General features: G+C 50.5%; 24 protein-coding genes. 12 read left to right on the forward strand and 12 right to left on the reverse strand.

What is annotated here, in order from left to right:
- Nucleotides 1–55 precede the first annotated feature (55 nt).
- Nucleotides 56–607, reverse strand: coding sequence for a GNAT family N-acetyltransferase (locus tag FFM82_RS03865; protein WP_137644559.1), 552 nt, complete (start codon nt 605–607; stop codon nt 56–58).
- Nucleotides 608–849: 242 nt separating this feature from the next.
- On the opposite strand from FFM82_RS03865, the gene FFM82_RS03870 reads away from it, so the two are divergent.
- Both FFM82_RS03870 and FFM82_RS03875 read left to right on the forward strand, forming a co-directional pair.
- The gene (locus tag FFM82_RS03870) at nt 850–1,695 is read left to right on the forward strand and encodes a metallophosphoesterase family protein (protein ID WP_137644560.1); all 846 of its coding nucleotides are present in this window, start codon (nt 850–852) and stop codon (nt 1,693–1,695) included.
- A 57-nt stretch (nt 1,696–1,752) separates the two neighbouring features.
- Entirely contained in the window at nt 1,753–1,977 is a 225-nt protein-coding gene (locus tag FFM82_RS03875) for a PLD nuclease N-terminal domain-containing protein (protein ID WP_137644561.1), read from the forward strand.
- A 39-nt stretch (nt 1,978–2,016) separates the two neighbouring features.
- On the opposite strand, the gene FFM82_RS03880 is transcribed toward FFM82_RS03875, so the two are convergent.
- Nucleotides 2,017–2,502 (reverse strand): Fur family transcriptional regulator, encoded by a 486-nt coding sequence (locus FFM82_RS03880; RefSeq protein WP_137644562.1) that lies wholly within the window; start codon nt 2,500–2,502, stop codon nt 2,017–2,019.
- A gap of 197 nt (nt 2,503–2,699) precedes the next feature.
- On the opposite strand from FFM82_RS03880, the gene FFM82_RS03885 reads away from it, so the two are divergent.
- Entirely contained in the window at nt 2,700–3,293 is a 594-nt protein-coding gene (locus tag FFM82_RS03885; RefSeq protein WP_137644563.1) for a hypothetical protein, read from the forward strand.
- A 280-nt stretch (nt 3,294–3,573) separates the two neighbouring features.
- Here FFM82_RS03885 and FFM82_RS03890 read toward each other — a convergent pair whose 3' ends face one another.
- The 4 genes from FFM82_RS03890 to FFM82_RS03905 all read right to left on the reverse strand — a co-directional run bounded on the left by FFM82_RS03890 (nt 3,574) and on the right by FFM82_RS03905 (nt 6,880).
- The gene (locus FFM82_RS03890) at nt 3,574–3,894 is read right to left on the reverse strand and encodes a type II toxin-antitoxin system PemK/MazF family toxin (protein ID WP_137644662.1); all 321 of its coding nucleotides are present in this window, start codon (nt 3,892–3,894) and stop codon (nt 3,574–3,576) included.
- A gap of 25 nt (nt 3,895–3,919) precedes the next feature.
- Nucleotides 3,920–4,135, reverse strand: a complete 216-nt coding sequence (mazE, locus tag FFM82_RS03895; protein WP_170178201.1) for a type II toxin-antitoxin system PemI/MazE family antitoxin — start codon at nt 4,133–4,135, stop codon at nt 3,920–3,922.
- A 248-nt stretch (nt 4,136–4,383) separates the two neighbouring features.
- Nucleotides 4,384–5,385, reverse strand: coding sequence for a S41 family peptidase (locus FFM82_RS03900; protein ID WP_137644564.1), 1,002 nt, complete (start codon nt 5,383–5,385; stop codon nt 4,384–4,386).
- A gap of 256 nt (nt 5,386–5,641) precedes the next feature.
- Nucleotides 5,642–6,880: a WS/DGAT domain-containing protein gene (locus tag FFM82_RS03905; protein WP_225425611.1), complete on the reverse strand. Its 1,239-nt coding sequence runs from the start codon at nt 6,878–6,880 to the stop codon at nt 5,642–5,644.
- Between the two features lie 242 nt (nt 6,881–7,122).
- On the opposite strand from FFM82_RS03905, the gene FFM82_RS03910 reads away from it, so the two are divergent.
- From FFM82_RS03910 to FFM82_RS03920, 3 genes are all read left to right on the forward strand, one after another.
- Complete coding sequence (locus FFM82_RS03910) at nt 7,123–7,380, forward strand: hypothetical protein (RefSeq protein WP_137644566.1); 258 nt, start codon at nt 7,123–7,125, stop codon at nt 7,378–7,380.
- A gap of 72 nt (nt 7,381–7,452) precedes the next feature.
- Nucleotides 7,453–8,106: an endonuclease III domain-containing protein gene (locus FFM82_RS03915; RefSeq protein WP_137644567.1), complete on the forward strand. Its 654-nt coding sequence runs from the start codon at nt 7,453–7,455 to the stop codon at nt 8,104–8,106.
- 197 nt (nt 8,107–8,303) lie between these two features.
- Nucleotides 8,304–10,289 carry a PTS sugar transporter subunit IIABC gene (locus FFM82_RS03920; RefSeq protein ID WP_137644568.1) on the forward strand — a complete coding sequence of 662 codons (1,986 nt, stop codon included), beginning with the start codon at nt 8,304–8,306 and terminating at the stop codon, nt 10,287–10,289.
- A 198-nt stretch (nt 10,290–10,487) separates the two neighbouring features.
- Here the strand turns inward: FFM82_RS03920 and FFM82_RS03925 are convergent, their stop codons facing one another.
- Entirely contained in the window at nt 10,488–11,027 is a 540-nt protein-coding gene (locus FFM82_RS03925; protein WP_137644569.1) for a hypothetical protein, read from the reverse strand.
- A gap of 311 nt (nt 11,028–11,338) precedes the next feature.
- Here FFM82_RS03925 and FFM82_RS03930 point away from each other — a divergent pair, with 311 nt between their 5' ends.
- The 3 genes from FFM82_RS03930 (at nt 11,339) to FFM82_RS03940 (ending at nt 13,557) form a co-directional block, all read left to right on the forward strand.
- Nucleotides 11,339–12,208 carry an SDR family oxidoreductase gene (locus FFM82_RS03930; RefSeq protein WP_137644570.1) on the forward strand — a complete coding sequence of 290 codons (870 nt, stop codon included), beginning with the start codon at nt 11,339–11,341 and terminating at the stop codon, nt 12,206–12,208.
- 69 nt (nt 12,209–12,277) lie between these two features.
- Nucleotides 12,278–12,721, forward strand: a complete 444-nt coding sequence (locus FFM82_RS03935; protein ID WP_137644571.1) for a MerR family transcriptional regulator — start codon at nt 12,278–12,280, stop codon at nt 12,719–12,721.
- Nucleotides 12,722–12,741: 20 nt separating this feature from the next.
- Complete coding sequence (locus FFM82_RS03940; protein ID WP_137644572.1) at nt 12,742–13,557, forward strand: Cof-type HAD-IIB family hydrolase; 816 nt, start codon at nt 12,742–12,744, stop codon at nt 13,555–13,557.
- Nucleotides 13,558–13,605: 48 nt separating this feature from the next.
- Here FFM82_RS03940 and FFM82_RS03945 read toward each other — a convergent pair whose 3' ends face one another.
- Nucleotides 13,606–14,058, reverse strand: coding sequence for a hypothetical protein (locus tag FFM82_RS03945; RefSeq protein ID WP_137644573.1), 453 nt, complete (start codon nt 14,056–14,058; stop codon nt 13,606–13,608).
- Between the two features lie 27 nt (nt 14,059–14,085).
- Nucleotides 14,086–15,537, reverse strand: a complete 1,452-nt coding sequence (gene rlmD, locus FFM82_RS03950) for a 23S rRNA (uracil(1939)-C(5))-methyltransferase RlmD (RefSeq protein ID WP_170178202.1) — start codon at nt 15,535–15,537, stop codon at nt 14,086–14,088.
- A gap of 168 nt (nt 15,538–15,705) precedes the next feature.
- Here rlmD and FFM82_RS03955 point away from each other — a divergent pair, with 168 nt between their 5' ends.
- The 3 genes from FFM82_RS03955 (at nt 15,706) to FFM82_RS03965 (ending at nt 18,272) form a co-directional block, all read left to right on the forward strand.
- Nucleotides 15,706–16,356 (forward strand): ABC transporter ATP-binding protein, encoded by a 651-nt coding sequence (locus tag FFM82_RS03955; protein WP_137644575.1) that lies wholly within the window; start codon nt 15,706–15,708, stop codon nt 16,354–16,356.
- The gene (locus FFM82_RS03960; RefSeq protein WP_137644576.1) at nt 16,353–17,108 is read left to right on the forward strand and encodes an ABC transporter permease; all 756 of its coding nucleotides are present in this window, start codon (nt 16,353–16,355) and stop codon (nt 17,106–17,108) included. The genes FFM82_RS03955 and FFM82_RS03960 overlap by 4 nt, the downstream gene beginning before the upstream one ends.
- A 78-nt stretch (nt 17,109–17,186) precedes the next feature.
- Nucleotides 17,187–18,272 (forward strand): YdcF family protein, encoded by a 1,086-nt coding sequence (locus FFM82_RS03965; RefSeq protein WP_170178203.1) that lies wholly within the window; start codon nt 17,187–17,189, stop codon nt 18,270–18,272.
- A gap of 54 nt (nt 18,273–18,326) precedes the next feature.
- Here FFM82_RS03965 and FFM82_RS03970 read toward each other — a convergent pair whose 3' ends face one another.
- Genes FFM82_RS03970 through FFM82_RS03980 form a run of 3 tightly spaced genes read right to left on the reverse strand, consistent with a single transcriptional unit; the run spans nt 18,327 to nt 20,197 of the window.
- Nucleotides 18,327–19,262 (reverse strand): DUF4097 family beta strand repeat-containing protein, encoded by a 936-nt coding sequence (locus FFM82_RS03970; RefSeq protein ID WP_137644578.1) that lies wholly within the window; start codon nt 19,260–19,262, stop codon nt 18,327–18,329.
- Entirely contained in the window at nt 19,246–19,884 is a 639-nt protein-coding gene (locus FFM82_RS03975) for a DUF1700 domain-containing protein (protein WP_137644579.1), read from the reverse strand. The genes FFM82_RS03970 and FFM82_RS03975 overlap by 17 nt, the downstream gene beginning before the upstream one ends.
- A complete protein-coding gene (locus FFM82_RS03980; protein WP_137644580.1) occupies nt 19,877–20,197 on the reverse strand; it encodes a PadR family transcriptional regulator in 321 nt (106 codons plus the stop codon). Before FFM82_RS03980 ends, FFM82_RS03975 begins: the two co-directional genes overlap by 8 nt.
- Nucleotides 20,198–20,243: the final 46 nt, after the last annotated feature.

The following is a 20,243-nucleotide window of genomic DNA, read 5'->3' on the forward strand; positions in this document are numbered from 1 at the left end:
TCTGGGTCTATTATAATTTTAAACACAACGGGCTGCAACTAATTGAGCTGATTAATTATCTTAAAGTGACCCGTGGTTGGAAGTCGGCGGCAAATAATCCCATGTGGTAGAGGTCGTACCGTTGCCCGTCACGCTTGACGGCAAGCTTATTGGTACCCTCAAATTCGAAGCCGCTATTTTGGTAAACGGCGATGGCACTCTGGTTTGTTGCGATGACGTCCAAACAGACTTTGAACAGGTTTAACTCGTTAAAAGCGTAGTTTAAAATTAAGGCCAACGCTTCGGTCCCAAACCCGCGGCCCCGTTCTTCGGGGTCACCGATGGCGAGTGCTAATTGGGCCACCTGATTGGTCCACTCCACGTTATATAACGTGACGAATCCAAGTAAGCGGTCGTCTTCGTTGGCGTGCACGTGGAAGTAGTATTCCGTACTGCGGTCAAGGTTGCGGTAGGTGCGTTCGAGGTCTTCACCGGAAAGTGGGCGCGCTGGTGCGGTATCTAATTTACGGACAAAGTCGGCGTCGACGTACCAGTCGCTGATTTCATCGAAGTCTTCGGGTTGGGGCACGGCTAAGTTGACGTTGGGCCCCACAAAAATATTTTTCAATCTACATCCCTCGTTTATAAGTCGTTAGTCCTATCATAAGCCACAATTGGCTTATCGTCACGATATCTTTACGCTGACTTAACGGTGCGGGCGGGTTCGAACGGTCAGCAGCGGAATTAGTTTGGTGAGTTATTGATGAGAAATTTACATTTACTTTATACGATACGTTGGTGAATCTTTACGTTCAGCAAGTATATTAAGGGTAGCCACTTGGTGAATTCTTAGGTAGAGAAGTGATTAGGATGCAGCGATTGCACGTCATTCAAATTTCTGATCCACATTTGACCGCGCGGGGACACGCCCCGGCGCATCATCAGCAGATTGATCCGTGGGTCAAGTTAACAACGATTATTAACGATATTCGGCAGTTGCCGTACCGTCCCGACTTAATCGTGTTTACCGGCGACCTGGTGCATGACGGGGCGGCGGAAGATTATCAGCGGTTCCACGAGGTGGTTCACACGATGAAGCGGACGTTTGATTGTCACGTCCGCGTGATTTTGGGCAACCACGATAACCGCGAAGCGTTTTACACCGGCTACCTGCCAGCTGATCCGGGACCGTACTATGCGAACCGAATGCGAATCGGCAATAATGATTTTTATTTCCTTGACTCCAAGGTTGCGAATTACGAGGCCGGCTGGCTGGCGCCCGGACAGTTACAGTGGTTGGGCAAGCACTTACGGCAGGCGCCAACCAAGCGGGCGTTCTTGTTCTTACACCACCCGCTGGATGGCCCCACGATGCAGACGATGCACTATGCCATTTTACAAAATACGCCGGCGTTATTGTCGGCACTCCGGGGGCATAACGTGGGCGGTGTCTTTACCGGTCACGTTCATTACCCGACCAGTTACGTGATTGGTGATCACGTGTTGAACGTGGTCGCGGGCTCGGCAGCTTACGACATTAATTGCCGTGATCCGCACGAACACTTGGTCCGCGAAAGTAGCTGTTACCAAATCATCACGATTGACCACGGTCAGGTCGGCGTCGTGACCCGGACACTGCTACAACGGCCCGCCGTGATTGACGCAATCCAAGTTGGTAGCACCCGCTTTTTAAGCAAAAAACCGGCCGGTTACTGAATTCGATAGCGCTTACACTTTCGCTGGCTTATACTGGTTAAAAAGGGGGCTGACGCTATGTTAAAAAAATGTCGAAACCAGCACCACCAACCACAGTCACGCCACGTTCGCCAACGACTGTTACCAATTGCTGCCATGGAAATCACGGCGACAACGATCGTCGTTGGGGACATTTTACGGGCAAAGTCCGTTCGCCGCGGACATAAACTAGGTTGGTTATTACTAGCCTTCGTGCAACCGATTGGGCCGTGGTTGTACTTTGCGTTTGGTCAGGAACGATAAAAAAAGCGTGCACTCATTATGGGTGCACGCTTTTAAGCTTTAGGCCTGATCGTGAGATAATTTTAAGCGCTTTAAATCGGTCGTTTTAGTGACCTGCAACAGTTTTTGGCAGTCTGGACATAACCCGTAAACTTCCATGTTGTGGCCAGTGACCAGGTAGCCGGAAAGTTCGGCGGCTCTTTGTTCAACGGTGGATAGATCGGGTTCAAAAACGTCGGTGATCTTCCCACAGTTTTCACAAACTACGTGGTAGTGCGGCCGACCAAAGAAATCGTAGTGGGTGCCGGCATCGCCGTTTTGCAGCTCAATCACGATTCCCAAGTCCACGAACAGCTTTAGGGTATTATAAACCGTCGCCAAGCTCAGGTTGGGTAATTGGCTATCGAGCTCCCGGTAAATCGTTTCCACCGACGGGTGATTATGATGGGTGACGAGGTAAGTTAGAATAATCTGCCGCTGGGGTGTGACCCGAATCTTATGGTCCTTTAGTTGTTGAACGGCCTGCGTTAACATATCTTGTGCCATGACGCGGTTCCTCCTTTTAGATTCACCCTTATTAAACCACACTTTTTAGAAGGATTCCAATTTAGGAACGTTACTAAATGCAATTGGTGACAAAAGATTATAACGAAATGTTGACCGGTGGTTTACGGTTTTGGTTTAGCTCGCTAAACTAGGTTTGAAAACAGGTTGTTGCTTAATTGTGACGGGAGGGGATTCTGATGAAACGACAAATTGTACCGGCCTTACCGACTGAACGGGCGCAGTATGAACGGTGGTACCGGTTAGGATTAGCGGCCATGACCGCGGTCAGTGCCCGGTTACGTGCGGAACAGCGGGCAACCGGTAGTGAAACGGTTAGTTGGTTTCCTCAGTTCGTGGTTCGTTGCAGTGCGGTCCACGCGGATGCCCGGATAACGACCGTTGAAACCGTTGTTCACAGCCTACCCGTCCAACCGACTGCGGTGCGGGTTGCGCCGAACTGGGTCGAATTGACCTTTGAGCTCAGCCAATATGCGGACGTACCGGCTTGGCGAGCTAGTGACGGGGCGTTGTGGCGCCTGTATGACGGGCTGTTAACTAGTCTGATTGGAACGGCTTTTGAACCGCTGACTCAAATTCGGGTCGGGTTAACTTGGTATGGTGATGGCCAGGCGGGGGCGCGCGAAGTTATGCGCCCCAAGTTCAACTTGTATGATGCACGGCAGACGCGTGTGACGATGGTGCCGAATGTTCAAGGACCGCGTCTAACTGTATCTCCCGGTGGTCGTTGGCAGCGGCAAACCAAGATTGGTGCCGTTGTTAAGAAATCGTGACAACGGTAGTGGGAGGCCGTTCGCGGATACGTTGCTAATTTTTACAAGGGTGTGCTTGAATTGATTTGAGAATTATTTAAAAGTGATTTTAGACTATTCATTGTTTGTGCAGGCTTAAAAACAAGTGAACACTTCGGTGCAACGTAAATAAACCGGCCATTAGTAAGGCAAACACCTACTGATAGCCGGTTTATTATGGTCATGGTTGTTGATGGATTATAGCTGGTACCGGGTTGGTTTTATTCAATCACCTGTTGGCAGTTCCTAACTGGCGTGCAGATTAGAATGGAAAGTCAAAATTATAGTATACAGTTTGTGCAACGCGATAAAAATCTTCATCGCGCATGGTTTCAATGTATGTGATATTCCGACCGGCGTTTTGCGTTGCGTCAAACGAATAAACTTGCGCCGCAACAATTTGTCCATGAGTATCGTAACCATGGAGACTAAAGTAGCCGGGTAAATCCCGCACCGTAGATGTAATTGGCGAAACAATGACAAACCCGGTGTTCTGGATATAGAGATTGCTACTAAGAATTAGCGCTGGTCGGCGCTTTTTATTTTCGCGACCACGTTGGAAATCAAAATTGATCCAGATGATGTCTTTTTGCTAGGAGAATAAGCCATTATTCAACCTCATTCCAATCAACGTCGTTCCATGCTTCGGTCATGGGCTGTTTTGGTTTGGGACCGGCATAGGGATTCTTCATACGTGGTACGAGTGTGTATGATTCGCCATCGCTTGCGGGAATAAGCAACCACCGCTGTCCCTTCTTGAATCGTCCGTTTTTAGGTAGACTCAACGCTAACGAATTACCACGGCTAACGGTTTTTACTTCCATTATGCTAAGCCCTCCTCGGTTAGTAAGCATATTTTTGTGATTTAAATGTAACGCACAATGCCAATTAATACACCTAATACAACCGCAATAACTTGGTGATGAGTTCATGAATACCCTGCAATTTACTTAAATCGGTCTGTCAGCTATTTTTTGATTCGTTAACTTTTAGCGGACTAGGGTAAGGGCGTTTAAACCAAGTCTATTTATTTTTGAAATTCACGCGTTCAATAAAGCGTTCAAACAGTACTTCAGTGTTCCGTGTTAATTAGATTATTTAGTTCCTTTATGAAATCAGGATCAAGTGAAACTGGTTTTTCAGTTGAATTGTGAGTTGTAGTAGAAGCAGGTTCATAGAGCGTTGTTTTGTCGGGCGTGATGGGTTCATTATTGAAATGTCTTTTACCGCCAATCATTGTTTTACTGACCACTGTACCGGTCGTGATGTTAGCAACTTCGGCCTTGTGGTTAATTTTCAACAGCGTATTAACACTCGTGTATCCAGCAGTTGGATAGCCGATAATTTTAGTATTTTTGTTGTTTTTCAATGCGATAATCGCGAATTCTGCTGCACTGGCAGTTTTTTCGTTTGTAATGACATAAATTTTGGGAGAAGAAAGTTGTTTGTTGACAGGTAATTCAGTTGTTTCATGAGATTTACTATCATAGATCCGATGTTTGTTTTTAATAAAATTATATTTATGCCCATTCTGAGCAATTTTGGTAAAGAGTGTTCCATCAGGAATTAGGGTAGCCAGTCCAGCAATCATAGCTTGTGGATCACCACCACGATTATTCGCAAAGTTGAGGATGATGTGGTCCTTATTCTTAAGCAGTTTAATTTGACGGTGCAATAACGTCCGATACTTTTTAACCGCTACCTTATTTTCGGAAGAAAAAGTCGGAACATTAATGATTCGCAGATTACCGTATTTCGATGTAGTGGGATAGTTAACGACGTCGTATGATTTGGCTGACTTTGCCGCGGATGAGTGTTTATTTCCTTGGTGCAAAATGTTGTTTAGTTCTTTGACGCTCTGGATTGACCTACAATTACCAGTTTGATGAACCAGTTGGTGCCATTTCTGTTTGTTTTCAATGATTCCTTGATTGGACATGTATGCAATGACTTTCTGGTAACCATAGTTGCTTTGATGACCCGTATATTGTCTGTTTTCGCTAGGCAATAAAACGATAAGCGTTAGGAATAGTAGTAAAATAGTAATTTTCAATTGACGATTTCTAAATTTCATGAATCCACCTAATTATGATTTTGAGGATAAAACAAGCGTATCTTGTTAGTTACTGGTATGATATCACGAAAGCGATTGCAAAATTTTTAGAGCACCTTAAAGTCGAGTAAACTCGGTTTTAAGGTGCTCTTGATTAGGCTGATTCTTTTGTTCTTGGTTCTGCCCAGTGATCAAAGACCGGATGAAGTTAGTCGTTTGAACTCTTCTTGGCAAACAGAATTCCCTTAGAAAAGGTATAAAGCGCAACTTTTGAAGTTTACGGGGCGACCGTCTTCGTCTCCGCCGGTAACGGCGTTTGTGACCAAACCAATAACTGGGCCTGAATGTTTTCCAAAATTTTCATGGCGAGCTGGTAATCGCGTTCGGAGCCGCTACTGTTAAAGCTGAGCGTGCACGTGCCGGCAAAGGTGCTGGCCGCAATTTCCATTTCTGGCGACGTTCGGAAAGCGCCGGAGAAGACGCAGTTGACGACCGTTGTCCCGTGGAATTTAAGCTGTTGCTGATCAATAACGCCAAAGTTCGTGTAGGTCAGTGGCCGCTTTCCCAACCAGCGCCGCGTCATTTTACGCATTAGGCTGATTGGCATCGTGTGGTTCATCTTTTGTAAGCTGGTGACCCGGTAAAGGAAGGCCGCCCGTTTGCGTTCCTTGGTCAACGAGTCGTGGACTTGTTGAACCAATTCACTGAACGGCGCGTCCGCGTCGACTTTAATGGTTAGGAAGACGTTACCGGTCAAATTCGCGACCCGGGTCGTATTTTCCGCGGCGGGGGCCATTTTGCGAAAGTCAACCGGGTACGGTAAAGTGATCGTCGTGTGGCGGGTTAGAACTTGCAACGCCTTGGCGTAAGCGGCTAAGATGGCTTCGCTGATGCCGACGTCCTGGGCCTTGGCGACCCGCCGCACCCGCATGAATTGCTTGCTGCTCAACATGACGTGCCCGCCGTGGTTGAGGTTGATGCCCTGATAGTGGGGCAGTTTGATACTAGTCATCGTGAAATCGGGGTGGGCCGGCCGCGAGAATTGACGCTGTAAGGCGGCAATGACCGGTCGTAAGCGCCGTTCGTTTTGCAATTGGCTCAAATCATTGTGGTTATAAGCTTGGGATAATAAGTAGAGGTATTCCTTGAAACCAAAACTGTCGGTGAGAAGCCGACTCATGTAAGCTTGGAGCACGTCGTACTGGTCGTGGTGCAAAATGAAGAGTTGTAACTGGGGCCCGTCGATGAAGTCGAAAGCTTGATTTTCGGGCGTGTACGGGCTTTGGACCTCGTGCACGATGTCGTTGACCGGCTGGGACTCAACCACGAACCGGTTCCGATCTGCTTGGTAGTGCGCGAAAATTTCGGGGACGATTTGGGCCGAAGCAAGGACAGCGGCTTTTAAGCGTTCAACGTCGAGCTTACTAGCGAAGACCACCCGCGAGCGCATTAACGGCGCAACGTCGTCAGTTAATAACATGTTTAAAAAATCGAGTGCTTCACCACGATAATACAAGTCGTAACCCCCATTCAATTAATCTACAAATTAGTATAACAGACTCCATTCTGCGGGGTGGGTCGAGTGACCGTTTTTTGAAAAAAGTTAATAAACCGGCCGGGCTAGCCGTTGGTTTGGTCAAGTCCTAAAGTAAGAAGTTGGTGACAGCGGTTGCGCCAAAAAGGGGTATACTAAAAGTAGCCCGTTAGCTGGTCGCGACTAATTTGGCGGTAATTTTTTACAGTAAGGGGTTTTTTCGGATGAACAAGGAACGTAAGTTGATTTACGTCATTTTAAATGATGAAGACGTTGAGTATGACCTAGAAGAGTTACCACAAGAATACGTCGTCTATATTCGACAACAAACCGGTGATCGTCGTGAGTTGCCGTTAGTGAATACTGAAATTCAAAATTTATTTAAGGATGCCGGCTTAAACTTTGAAGAAAAGGTCAAGCCGGAAAATCACCCGGCCGACATCGTGTTATCCGTTAAGCGGACAACCGTCGCCGACGACTAATTTAGAAACTAGGAACGGTGTTGCGGGGACTAACGCGCGGCACCGTTTTTTGATGTAAGGATGATGATGGCGATGACGATTGAACAGCTGTACCAACGACTGATGGCGGAGATGGGCCCCCGTCACTGGTTAGAAACGGGCGTGCCGCCCGCCGAGACCCCCTGGGAAGTGTTGTGGGGCGGCATCTTGGTTCAAAATACGAACTGGCGCAACGTGGATTACGCGTTGGCGAATTTAAAAGCGGCCACTGGTTTTGAACCGCAGCGACTGTTGGCTTTAACCACGGCCGAATTGACTACCTTAGTTCGACCGGCGGGCTTTTACCGGCGGAAGGTGCCGACCTTGCAAGCCCTAGCAACGTGGTGTCGCCGCTACCAGTTCGACTTAACGACGATGCGTCAACTCCCAGCTGCACAACTCAGGCGCGAGCTACTGGCTATCCACGGCATCGGCGACGAGACCGCCGATTACTTTAGTATGTACGTTTTTAATCAGCCAACGCTGATCGTAGATACTTACCTGCGACGCTTACTGACTTGGTTAGGCCAACCGTTGCCGAAAACCTACTTGGCGGCCCAGCGGCTATTGCAGGCTAACTGGACGTATGACTTGGCCAAGGCTTGGGAATGGCACGCGTTAGTGGTTGATTTTGGCAAACAGGTGAAGACCCCCGCGGACTTTGATGGGTCCTTTCTGGCTGGGCAGCAAGTCCACTTAATTCAATAGGTTAGCGAACTAATAAAACTGATTAACGCATTGGTTGATAATCAGGGTTATTAGTTTTATTTTTTTTGACCGAATAGTGACCCAGCCGGTATGCTGATGGTAGCTAATGAAAGCGTTTTTTTGAATAACGCTATATTACCGCTATGACCGTATAGCGGATGCCTGTCAAGAAAATAACGCAAAGGGGGAGCAACGTTATGAAGCAAGTGCAATTATTTACACCGGTCGCGGGTCAGTTAATTCCGTTAAGTGCGATTCAGGACCCGGTCTTTTCACAGGGCATGATGGGGAAGGGGTTTGGAATTGAACCCTCGACCGCCACGCTACTGGCGCCGGTCGGTGGTCGGGTCACGATGGTGGCGGATACGCTGCACGCTATCGAGTTTACCGCCGATAACGGTCTGGAAGTGTTAGTTCACCTTGGCATCGATACGGTTGAACTCGGTGATCAGCCACCGTTTAAGATTACCGTTCAGCCGGATGACCAAGTGGAAGCGGGTGACCCAATCGGGACGATGGACCGGGAAGCCATCGTTGCGGCTGGCAAGCAACCGACCGTGATTGTAGCGGTCACAAATACGATGGATAAGGTGGCGCAACTCACACCACAATTGGGGACCGTCAATGCCGGTATGGTCGGGGCGGTGGTTGACTTAAAGTGCGACGTCCAACCGGTCGCGGGTAAGCCGCAAACTGGTAAGTACGCCACGTTAGCCAGTGAAATTATTACTAACGTGGGTGGCGCGGCCAACGTTAAGAGTGTCATCCACTGTATCACCCGGGTGCGGTTCTACCTAAAAGATGAGGCCCAGGCGGATGATACCGCAATTCGTAATTTGAACGGCGTGATCGACGTGGCAAAGGCCGGTGGGCAGTACCAGGTGGTGATTGGGCCCGCCGTCAACGACGTGTACGACGCGATTGTGAGTCAACTTGGTCCGGGCTTTGGTGATGCCGAAGCGTCGACCGCCGCGATGGAAAAGGAAGCGCGCCAGGCCGCTTGGCAGAAAATGTCCGCCTGGCAAAAGGTTAAGCACGCACTCAGTAGTCTGATTGGTGTGATTACCGGCTCGATGATTCCGGTAATCGGGTTATTGGCAGCTTCCGGGATTTTAAAGGGAGTGTTAGCCCTACTGACGACCTTTAACGTTGTATCGGACAAGGCGACCACCTACGTCATCATTAATGCGATGGGTGATTCGGTCTTTTATTTCCTACCGATCTTCGTGGGCTTTACCGCCGCCAAGAAGCTGGGAGCCGACCCGGTCATCATGGGAATCGTCGGTGGGGTGCTAACTTATCCGAGCATCGTAGCGCTGGCGGGTGGTAAGGCCACGGGCCAGTTACTGGGTATGGCAATCAACGCCGATTTCTTCGGCTTGCCGGTGCACGTGGCGTCGTACACTTACTCGATTTTTCCAATGATTGCCGGTGCCTGGCTAGCCAGTAAGTTGGAGCCGTGGCTAAAGCGGGTGATTCCGACGGTGTTGCGGATGATTTTTGTCCCGTTGATCGAAGTGGTCCTGATTTCCGGCGCAATTGTGTTGGTGGTCGGACCGATTATTACCGCCTTCTCCGGGGCGTTAGCTACTGGTATTATGGCCATTTACGCGCTTAGTCCGGCGATTTCCGGGTTGGTTATCGGGGGCTTTTACCAGGTGCTGGTTATTTTTGGCCTGCACTGGGCGATTATTCCAATCGTGGTCAACGATATTACGACGACCGGTCACAGCTACCTTAACGCGATCGTTTCTGCCACCATGGTTGCGCAGGGGGGCGCGGTACTGGCAATTGCGCTGAAGTCCAAGGTCGCCAGTGTGAAAGAATTAGCATGGCCGGCCACGATTTCCGCGTTTTGTGGGGTCACCGAGCCCGCGATGTACGGAATCAACTTGAAATATGGACGTGCGTTCGTTACGGCTAGCATTGGTGGTGCGGTCGGTGGGTTCCTGACTGGATTGCTGGACGTGAATATGTGGGGCTTTGCCGGTTCACTGATTGGTGTGACCTCGTTCATCAATCCGCAGGGCTTGGACTTTAGTTTGTACGGGTTCCTGTTGGCTTCGGCCGCGACCATCGTCGTGTCCTTCACGTTGACTTACCTATTCGGCTTCTCGGACGCGGACGTCCAACACGTGAAAGTGGCGCCGAAGAAGAAACGTTTAGGTGAAGAAGTCGCTTAACTCTAAATCTCAAACAGAGTGTGACAAAAGTCGGTTAGCTGGTGAGCATAACGGCGTAAGGCGAATAATCCTGGGCTTGGATTGTTGGACTTACGGGGTTAAGCGGAGCCGGCTGACTTTTGGCGCACGTTTCGACTATCAATATTCGGAGAAACACAAGGGACCGTGACAAAAGTCACGGTCCCTTTAGATTAAAAATTAATGGTGGTGAACAACGCTTAAGCGGGCGACCATTGCGCGGACCTTTTTAGCGGCGTGGTCTTGGCGTAACTGTGCCAAGATTTGATCAGTGCTGACGGTTGCGGTTTGGTCCTGACGGAAGCTGTGGACGGTGAAACTGTCGTAGGTGACTTGGCCGCTAGCGGTAATCGTGAACCAATTTGGTTGTAGCTGTTTGGCGTCCGCCTGAATGTGTGCGTCCGGCCAGACAAGGTACTTAGGGTGCCCGTCATTCGGGTAGATTTCAACTTGCCACCCTAGCTCAAAGTCGGAAACTTCTTGCCAGCGCTGAATTTTCAAGTGGTGTACCGCGTAATAAATAATGCTGGCATACTTTAGCTTGGGTTGTTTAGCCCAAGCGGACTTGGTGATCGGGGCCACCGTTTTAGCAGAAGGTTGCCGGGCCGATGTGCTGGACTTGGGGTTGGTGGGCGTGGACCGAAAAAGACCAATATCCGCAATGCCGATGATTAAAACTAAGGTGAGCAGGCCGGCCATCCAATAACGGGACTTTTTCAAGGCGGGTGCCTTCTTTCCGGGAAGAATGGTTTGGATTAGTTAGTACTAAATATAACACGGTGATGTTAACCCCGTGGAAAGAAGTGACTATTTGAGCCTGACTTTCGGGGTGTTAGACGAACTTGTATTATGTGGTTAACGGGGTAAGTGGATTGGATAGTGATACGTTTACGAGTGTAGGTGTAGGAGGCACACTTTGAGAAACGCTACGTTACGTAGATTAAAATGAAATAACTAACGTATTAATTGACAACGGTGTCCAAATCAGTTTTAATGTAACTAATAAAGTTACAGAAAAGCGGGAATTCAAAATGCAATATACGATTACCGGTGCCACCGGCCACTTAGGCCAACGAATTGTTAACGCGCTGGCCAAGTTAGTCCCGGCCAGCACGTTAAATTTGGGCGTCCACACACCAAGTAAGGCCGCGGCGTTTCAAGCGCGTGACATGACGATCAAGGCCGTTGATTATCACGACGCGGCGAGTTTGACCGCGGCGCTAGCTGGCAGTGACGTCTTCATTTACGTACCGAGTAAAAGTCACGACAGCTTTAGCCGTGTCAGTGAATTTGAGAACGTCGTCGGCGCTGCCGAAGCTGCCCAGGTGGGTCATATTTTAGTCATGGGTTTCATTGCGGACCAGGTTAATAATCCGTTCGCGTTAGCCGCGTTTTACGGTTACATGCCATGCCGGTTAGCGGCGAGTTCGCTACATTACACGATTATTCGCAACGCGTTATACGCCGACCCGTTGGTGCCGTACTTACTAGAATTGATTGAGCGCCAAAACGTGATCTACCCGATGGCGGACCAGGCGCTGAGCTTTATTAGTCAGTCGGACAGTGCCGCGGCGTTTGCGAAGGTGGCGACGACACCGGCGTTACTTAAAACCGGCCGGATTTACACGCTGACCCAGAACCGGGCGTACACGATGCCCGCGCTGGCTAAGGTGTTAAGTGCCGTCAGTGGTGCGCCGATTGGTTACCAACCAGTTAGTTTGGCCGAATTCAGCGCCCTTTATAATCAGGGCAACGAAGGTCACATGTTGGCGTCGATGTACGCTGGCGGTGCGCGTGGCCTGCTAGATACGGTCAGCGATGATTATCAGTTGATCATGGGACGCCCGGCCCAAACGTTACCGGACTTCTTAGCTGAACACTATCGTCCAGCCACTCGCTAAAAGCGGTTCGGTCCGAGCGGATTCCATGCTATAATACGGGGGTAAACTTAAGCGAAAGGGGGCACTAGAATGGCGAACGGAACGCGCGCTGACCTCGTCGGCTTATTCCATAAGGACCAGTTGACGATCGGCATTAGCGAGCTGAGCCGAATGACTGGTGTCTCACCACGCCAACTCCGGTATTGGCAGAAGAAGGGGTACATTATTCCTAAAAATGAGGATGAACCGGGTAAGCCACGCATTTATACCATGCGGATGGTTATTAAGGCGGCCGCGATGAGTAACCTGTTACAGACGGGCTACACGTTAAAGGCGGCCGCGGCGCAGGTCGATGAACGGATGCGCCCGGCTCAGACGATGTACCACGTCATTTTTGACCGCTACGAAGGGTTTGAGGTCACCGATGACGGTGAACTGTTAGTGAATTTAGGAACGTTTGATCCGGATCCCAGCCAGCAATTATTTGCCAAAATGGTCAACGGTGAGGTCAAGTTTGAGATCAAGCATAAATAGGATGAAGGTGGGGACGCGACATGACGGCCATTCAATTAATCGTAAGTGATATCGACGGGACGCTGGTAGACAGCACGGGTCAACTACTACCGGCCACCGTGAGCGGGGTGCAACGGGCGGTTGAACACGGGGCCACGATGGTGTTGGCTTCCGCCCGGCCACCTAAAGGCATGCGGACCATCGCGCAACAACTGGGTATCGACACCACGATGATTGCCTACAACGGTGCTTTGACGGCCAAGACCGACGCTAATGATCGGTTGACGGTCGTTGAACAACAACCGGTTCCGCTGGCATTGGCACGGCGGGTCAACCAATTGGTCGCAACTAACTGGTCGACCGCTTCAGTCAATATTTATAGTAATAATGACTGGGTGGTTGCCCGGATGACCGCCTGGGAACGCCAGGAAGCTGATGGCATCGGCTTTGAACCACGGGTGACCGATTTGGGCCAGTGGTTGACGACCGCGACGGCCCCGGTGCATAAGATGATGATCATGGCGGACGCGGCCATCATCACGGCGGTGGAGCAAGCCTTAACGGCAACTGATTTTAACGGTCTGACGGTTTACCGTTCCAAGGATACTTACTTGGAAATTGTCGCTGCCGGGGTGTCGAAAGCCAGTGCGTTAACGACTTTGTTGGCGGATGACCAGCTGTCACCCGCGGCCGCGTTAGCGTTTGGCGATAATTACAACGACGTGGCAATGCTCAAAACGGCCGGCATCGGTGTCGCAATGGGTAACGCTCCCGCCGACGTTCAAGCGGCGGCCGACCGCGTCACGACCGACAATAACCATCCTGGTATCCAACAAATTTTAGCGGAATACTTTTAATAAAAAATACGGGATTACTGATTTCATAAATCAGTAATTCCGTATTTTTTAGGCTTTAGGGTCGGCAGCCAACGCCGTCAAAATCCGTTGGGCGGTTCGACCGTCGAAGTCGTTGCGTTGTAGTCGTTCGAAGACGTCCTGCATGATGTGGGTCAGCTGGTCATCGGTTAAGCCCTGTGCGGACAAGGAGTTCAGCATAACTCGCAGTAGGTCCAGTGGTAGGACCGGCCGCATGGTGGGGTGCGCCACGAAGTATTCGTGGACCGCCTGATCATGCAATTTCCAGTAAATCGGGTTACGGACGTCGTCAAAAATCGTTTTCAGTTGTGAAAGTGCCGGCGTAACCGGAATGTTTTTCGCGACGAGCGTGGTCAACACCCCGTCCCTGGCCGGCAATCGCACGTCGGCGTTGTAATCCTTAAGCAGTAAAAAGTTCGTTTTAAACGGTGGCCGCAGCGTAAAGGTCATCGTTAGTGAAATGTGACTATCGAATTGTGCCATTGGAAGACTTCCCTTCGATATTAGTAATTAGTGGCGCTTGGTGAAACGGACGACCGCTTCACAGCGGGCCGTTTGTGGGAACATGTCGATTGATTGAATGTAATCGACTTGGTAACCACGGGTCAGCTCGCGTAAGTCCTGGGCCAAGGTTGACGGGTTGCAAGAAATGTAAACCAACTTTTCGGGCGCACTTTGTAAAATGGCGTCAATCAGGACTTGATCCAACCCGGTTCGCGGTGGGTCAACGACCATGGCGTCCGGGGCAAAGCCGCTAGCCAACCATTGTGGTAGTAAGACTTCGGCTTCGCCGACTTCGTAATGGGCGTTGGTGATGTTATTCAGCTTGGCGTTATCGTTAGCATCGGCGACCGCGGCCGGAATCGTATCCATTCCGCGCACTTCCTTGGCCACGTCGGCAAGCGAAAGTCCAATCGTACCGACCCCGGAATAAGCGTCGACTAACGTTTCGTTGGGGGCCAGGTCGAGGGCTTCGCGCGCTAAACGGTAGAGTTTCTTGGTTTGTTGCGGGTTGAGTTGGAAAAAGGCGCGGGCGGACAAGTTGAACGCTAAGCCGTCGAGTTCTTCCGTAATTGTCGTCTTCCCCGCTAACAACGTCGTCTGGTCGCCCCAGATCAACGACGTTTTACCAACGTTAACGTTTTGCATGACCGAAACGACCATCGGTAACTTTTCGGCGATTTTCATGAGTAACTGGTGTTTTTTCGGTAACTTCGGTGTGTTGGTAATCAGTACCAGTTGAACTTCGCCGGTTGCGGCGGCTGCCCGGACCACCACCGTTTTAACGATGCCCGAATTATGGGCCTCGTCATAAATTGGTACTTGTAACGCTTCTAGCCAGGCAACCACTTGGCGCATGACCTCCATGGTGACCGGCATCTGGACCGAACAGGTGGGTAAGTCAACCAGGTCGTGGCTGTTTTCTTTATAAAGTCCGGCGGCGACGTGGCCATCCAGCATGCGGACTTGGAACTGGGCCTTATTCCGGTACTCGTACGGGTCGGCCATGCCGATGGTTGGGCGCAGATCGTAATGACGGTAGCCGGCGGGTCGGTACTTTTCGAGTGCTTGACGAACCACGTCCTGCTTGAACTTCAGTTGGGCCGGGTAATCCAAGTGTTCCAATTCAAAGCCGCCGACCTCACCAGCGTAGTCGTCACGCGGGTCGACCCGGTCAGGACTGGGTCTGCGGAGCGTTCGCAAGCTGGCTTCCAAGTAGCGTGGGTGGACCGCGGTGACTTCCGCCACGACAACCTCACCGGGCAAGGCGCCCTTGACGAAGGTAATGACGTGCTTATAGTAGCCGATACCTTCGCCGTTAATGCCGAGGTGCTTAATGGTCAACGGGAAGCGTTGGCCGATACTGACCGACGCTTGAACACGTTCCGCCGGTTGGCTGGGCCGCCGGCGTTGATTATGATGGGGGCGCTGGCCGTTGGAATGGGAATAGTTTGATTTCATACTAATTATTTTGACCTCGTTTTCTGTAGTAACTTCTCAGTCATTATAGCATGTTCGGCGGGCGGGACTAAAGCGCGGCGCAACCGCTAATCAAAAACGTTGAAGGTGATTAGCCCAATCGGGTACAATAACGCTAAGCTAATTACTATATCAGTGGGGGAATGTTTGATGCAAGCCATTATGACCTTGAAGCAAGTCAATTATCAAGCCGAAAACAAGCATATTTTGCATGATATTAATTGGGCCATTCCAGTTGGTGCCCAGGTGACCCTGACCGGCCCGTCCGGCAGTGGGAAGAGTACCTTGTTAAGAATCATGGCCGCGATGATTAGTAAAACTAGCGGTGAGTTGGTCTTCGATGGTCAGCCGATTGAAAGCTATGACCCGGTCTTGTACCGCCGGCAAGTCTCGTACTGTTTCCAGCAGCCAACCCTGTTCGGTGAAACGGTTGCCGATAACGTGACTTTTCCGTACCGGATCCGTAAGCAACCGGTCGATCACGACCACATTTTAGCGGCACTCGAATACGTTGGCTTGGGTGAACAAACGTTGACCCAGCCAATCGTGGACCTATCCGGTGGTGAACGCCAACGGGTCGCGTTGATTCGCAATATTTTATTCTTACCGCGAATCCTATTATTGGACGAAGTCACGGCCGGTCTGGATGAACAGAATCGCGAGATCATTCACCGCTGGTTACGCCACTTAAACGTCGATCGTGGGGTCACGACCATTATGATTACCCACGATGCGCAGGAAATTGCTGCGGCGTCAACGTTGGCCAAGGTGGTTGCGGGTCGTTTGGAGGTGCAAGCATGAATTTAGCTGTTAATAATACGTCGTTATTCTTTGCCGCAATGTTGGTGCTGGTTGCGCTGGGAATTAGTTTGTGGCAAAAGTTGGGTTTGGACAAGGACATTATTGTGGGCGTGGTGCGCGCCATCGTCCAGCTCTTTACTGTCGGTTACCTGTTAAAGTACATTTTCCGGGTCGATAACGTTTGGCTAACACTGGCAATGATGGGCTTCATTATTTTTAACGCGGCCTGGAACGCGAAAAAACGTGGTGCCGGCATTGCCAACGCCTTTCCGATTGCACTCCTAGCCATCTTTATTAGTACCGGGGTCACGCTGGGAGTTCTGATTTTGTCGGGCGCGATTCGGCTGATTCCATCGCAGATCATTCCAATTTCGGGGATGATCGCCTCTAACTCGATGGTGGCAATCGGGCTGGCCTTTCGTAGCTTGAACAGCCAGTTTCATGACCAACGGCAGGGGGTGTTGGAGCGGCTAGCATTGGGGTCGGACTTGTTGGACGCTTCGATTGCAATCGTGCGGGAAGCGATTCGAACCGGGATGGCCCCGACGATCGATTCCGCTAAAACGGTTGGTTTAGTGAGCTTGCCAGGAATGATGTCCGGGTTGATTTTTGCCGGGGTCGACCCCGTCCACGCCATTAAGTATCAGATCATGGTCACCTTCATGCTCTTGTCAGCCACCAGCTTGGGGTCGATCATTGCCTGTTACTTAGCGTACCGGAGCTTCTACAACGCCCAGAAACAGCTTAAGTAGTGCGAGCGTTACCAATCCCGTTCGTTAGTTGACTTATGCTATCATGAAAGCGGAATCTAATGATGGGATGTGATGGACGTGGATAGTGCGAGTGTTTGGGTGCCGATTCCGGCCGTGGCGTACTGGGCGTGGGCGGTACCGGCGCTATTCGGAGTGATTTTTGGTTGGCGCTATCGCCGTGACAAGGCTCGGCTCAGCAATGGTATTTGGTTTTCGCTATTTTTCTATTCTTTTTTAGCCGTGCTGGCCATGACGATTTTGGGAACCAACAATCACCCGCTAATTATTGTTTGTATTGGTATCTTTGTTTTGTTTTTAATGCTACTGGGTGCGCTGTTTATTATGCAGGCCTTTCTCCTATTATGGAACGCGTGGATCGTCTGGCGGCGCGAATCACATACGTTGGCCAACATGCTGACACTGATTTTGGGGCTCGCAATTTTGATCTTACCGGTCCTCAGTAATGCGATTACGACGCGGGTGCCTAGGCCGCTTAGCTATTGGATGAACCTCTTTCCTAACATGGTGATTATCTACGTCGCCTTTTGGTTTTACAATTACCTGACGATGTTGGTCATTTACCAGTTCAACTGGCCGCGCCTACGTCAGGACTACATTATCGTGTTAGGGGCGGGCCTGCTAAACGGCGACCAGGTCTCACCGCTGCTGGCCCAACGAATCATGCGGGGGTTGAAATTTTATCAGCGGCAACAAAGGAAGACTGGCCACCCCGCCAAAATGATCTTTTCGGGTGGTCAGGGCGCCGACGAAACGGTGCCGGAAGGGCGAGCGATGCTGGCTTACGCCGTGCAACACGGCTTGCCGGCTGCGGACGGCCTAGCCGAGACCCGCTCCAAAACGACCTTTCAAAATATGCAGTACAGTAAGGTATTGGTCGATCAAGGCGGACTGAAACGGCCGCGGGTCATTTTTGTGACTAATAATTACCATACGTTTCGGGCTGCAATGTTTGCTAAGCAGGCCGGTTTAAAGGCGGATGGCATCGGTGCCCGTACCGCCCGTTTTTTCTTACCGGATGCCATTTTACGCGAATATATCGCCATTTTTGCGCACCATAAATGGTGGCACGCGGTGGCGATTGGCCTGATGTTTATTTTGTCGCTGCTGATGGTCTGGTTGGACGTCTATAACGGGCAGTTTTAAATTGTGCTGAAATAGTTAAAACGTTCCTATCTCAAGTGAGATAAGAGCGCTTTTTTAGTTACTTGCAATCACCGAAATATCACCATCGGTGGTTGTCAGATGGTACTGTTGTTTCGCTTTCTTATTGGCTTGGTAGTGGTGTTGGTCGTCACTATGCCAACCGAAGATCGACAAATCGCCGTCCTGGTTATCAGCGGTCACGCCGACGTGTTTCGGGGCGGTTAAGCTAATGTCACCGTCGTGGGTGGTGGCAATCAGCTGACCCTTCAGGTGGTTTTCGCCCAGGTCAATGTCGCCGTCGGTCGTTTGTAACTGCAGGTTTTTGAAGGTGGATTGTTGGACGCTAACGTCGCCGTCGTTGACCGTGAATTTTGAACTGGCCGCTTTAAATTCGCTTGCGCTGATAATCAGGTCACCGGTCTTGGCCGTAATGCTAGGTGCCTTCACGTTTTTGAGCGTTAAGTCCCCGGTTTGAAGGTTGAGCGCCTCACTCGCGATAACGTTGTTGAAGCTGACATCGATATCGGCGAGCGCGCTAGTACTGAGGTCCAACTGCTTCACGCTGAGGTCCTCAAAGGATAAATCACCGACTTGATCGGAAGTCGCGACAATTTTTTTGAGCTGCTGTTTTGGCACGGTCACCACCACTTGGTCGGTACCGTAATCATTGACGAAAAAGCCGGCTTCGTGGGCGTAATTTGATTGGCCACGGACCGTAACGTGCCCGTCATCGGCTTTCACGACCGGGGCATTGCGGTGGCTGGTTACTTCAACGGAAGCCTGGGTACCTTCTTTAACCGTCACGTTGGCACTGGTTGCAAGTGTTAAGGACTTGATTGACTTTAAGTGCGTTGTTTTGTGGGTCTGGCGGCTGATTTTAAAGCCGTTTTCCCAGTAAACGGCCTTAAGACCGTTATTAGCAATCCCGAACATCGTCAAGCCGAGCCCTAATATGAGTAAAATAATTCCAATTTTAATGCTTTTGCGCATTGTGGCGGCCCCCTCTCTCAGCACGGTTTTGTTTGACGAAACGGTGGTATAGCCGTTGGGTCAGCACGGTGGTTCCTTGAATAATCAGGTTCAGTAACCAGATGATGAGTGGGGCAATTAAGAACTCGCCCCCCAGTAATATCAGGCCGCAGCCGAGGTAGAAGCAGGCGACCCAGATCGACTGACTGAAAACGCCGATGCTGGCGGTAATCAGTGCCAGTGCGAGGAGGGTACAACCGATAATAAGGGCAATGACGGTAAAGAAAATACTGATGACGACCACGGCAATTGCAAAGAGCGTGGCCAGGACGACGAGGAGCGCCGGAATCGTGATTGGTGTGGACAGCAGCGCTAGCACGATCAACCAGATTGTGCGGACGCTAGTTTGGGACCGCTGTTTTTTGGACGTTTCAGCGGTTAAGTTCTCGTTCAGCCGAATTGAATAGTCGGCTAAAACCTTGCGGGCTAACTGTCGCGGCGTTCCCAACTCGGCGACACAGTCATCGTAGCTAGCAATCCCCGCGTCCAATAAGTATTCACGGTAGAAGCCGACAACCTCATCGCGTTCGTCATCGGTCAGCTGAGCGAGTAGCGCGGTGAACTTGTCTAAGTAGTTATCCATTCGAGGCACCTCCTAAAAGTAATTGGTTGATTGCTTGGTAGTAGCTGGCCCATTCAGTTTGAATGGTGCACAATTGGGTTTGACCGGTTGCCGTGATTTGGTAGTAACGACGGTTACGCCCTTGGTAGGCCTGGTCGTAAGTGGTGACCCAGCCGTTTTTCTTCAACCGGCGAAGGACCGGGTACAGGGTCGACTCGGAAACGGATACCGAGGCTTGGAGCCGCTGCGTTAGCGCGTAACCGTAAAAGTCTTCGGTCTCAAGTAGCGCCAAGACGCAGCCGTCGAGTAGTTCTGAGCTGATTTGAATGGCCATCACTATTCCTCCTGTCATATTATATATCGTATAGTATTATTCAACT

The organism is Lactiplantibacillus plajomi, from assembly GCF_005405405.1.
In the GTDB taxonomy this organism is placed as follows: Bacteria; Bacillota; Bacilli; order Lactobacillales; family Lactobacillaceae; genus Lactiplantibacillus; species Lactiplantibacillus plajomi.

Bases quoted from the DNA above. Each gene is read 5' to 3' on its own strand.
- FFM82_RS03915 (WP_137644567.1), top strand. From the start codon at position 7,453: ATGACGATTGAACAGCTGTACCAACGACTGATGGCGGAGATGGGCCCC.
- FFM82_RS03975 (WP_137644579.1), bottom strand. From the start codon at position 19,884: ATGGATAACTACTTAGACAAGTTCACCGCGCTACTCGCTCAGCTGACC.
- FFM82_RS03875 (WP_137644561.1), top strand. From the start codon at position 1,753: ATGTTAAAAAAATGTCGAAACCAGCACCACCAACCACAGTCACGCCAC.
- FFM82_RS03900 (WP_137644564.1), bottom strand. From the start codon at position 5,385: ATGAAATTTAGAAATCGTCAATTGAAAATTACTATTTTACTACTATTC.
- FFM82_RS03870 (WP_137644560.1), top strand. From the start codon at position 850: ATGCAGCGATTGCACGTCATTCAAATTTCTGATCCACATTTGACCGCG.
- FFM82_RS03940 (WP_137644572.1), top strand. From the start codon at position 12,742: ATGACGGCCATTCAATTAATCGTAAGTGATATCGACGGGACGCTGGTA.
- FFM82_RS03910 (WP_137644566.1), top strand. From the start codon at position 7,123: ATGAACAAGGAACGTAAGTTGATTTACGTCATTTTAAATGATGAAGAC.
- FFM82_RS03930 (WP_137644570.1), top strand. From the start codon at position 11,339: ATGCAATATACGATTACCGGTGCCACCGGCCACTTAGGCCAACGAATT.
- FFM82_RS03935 (WP_137644571.1), top strand. From the start codon at position 12,278: ATGGCGAACGGAACGCGCGCTGACCTCGTCGGCTTATTCCATAAGGAC.
- FFM82_RS03920 (WP_137644568.1), top strand. From the start codon at position 8,304: ATGAAGCAAGTGCAATTATTTACACCGGTCGCGGGTCAGTTAATTCCG.
- rlmD (WP_170178202.1), bottom strand. From the start codon at position 15,537: ATGAAATCAAACTATTCCCATTCCAACGGCCAGCGCCCCCATCATAAT.
- FFM82_RS03970 (WP_137644578.1), bottom strand. From the start codon at position 19,262: ATGCGCAAAAGCATTAAAATTGGAATTATTTTACTCATATTAGGGCTC.
- FFM82_RS03885 (WP_137644563.1), top strand. From the start codon at position 2,700: ATGAAACGACAAATTGTACCGGCCTTACCGACTGAACGGGCGCAGTAT.
- FFM82_RS03955 (WP_137644575.1), top strand. From the start codon at position 15,706: ATGCAAGCCATTATGACCTTGAAGCAAGTCAATTATCAAGCCGAAAAC.
- FFM82_RS03945 (WP_137644573.1), bottom strand. From the start codon at position 14,058: ATGGCACAATTCGATAGTCACATTTCACTAACGATGACCTTTACGCTG.
- mazE (WP_170178201.1), bottom strand. From the start codon at position 4,135: ATGGAAGTAAAAACCGTTAGCCGTGGTAATTCGTTAGCGTTGAGTCTA.
- FFM82_RS03880 (WP_137644562.1), bottom strand. From the start codon at position 2,502: ATGGCACAAGATATGTTAACGCAGGCCGTTCAACAACTAAAGGACCAT.
- FFM82_RS03960 (WP_137644576.1), top strand. From the start codon at position 16,353: ATGAATTTAGCTGTTAATAATACGTCGTTATTCTTTGCCGCAATGTTG.
- FFM82_RS03980 (WP_137644580.1), bottom strand. From the start codon at position 20,197: ATGGCCATTCAAATCAGCTCAGAACTACTCGACGGCTGCGTCTTGGCG.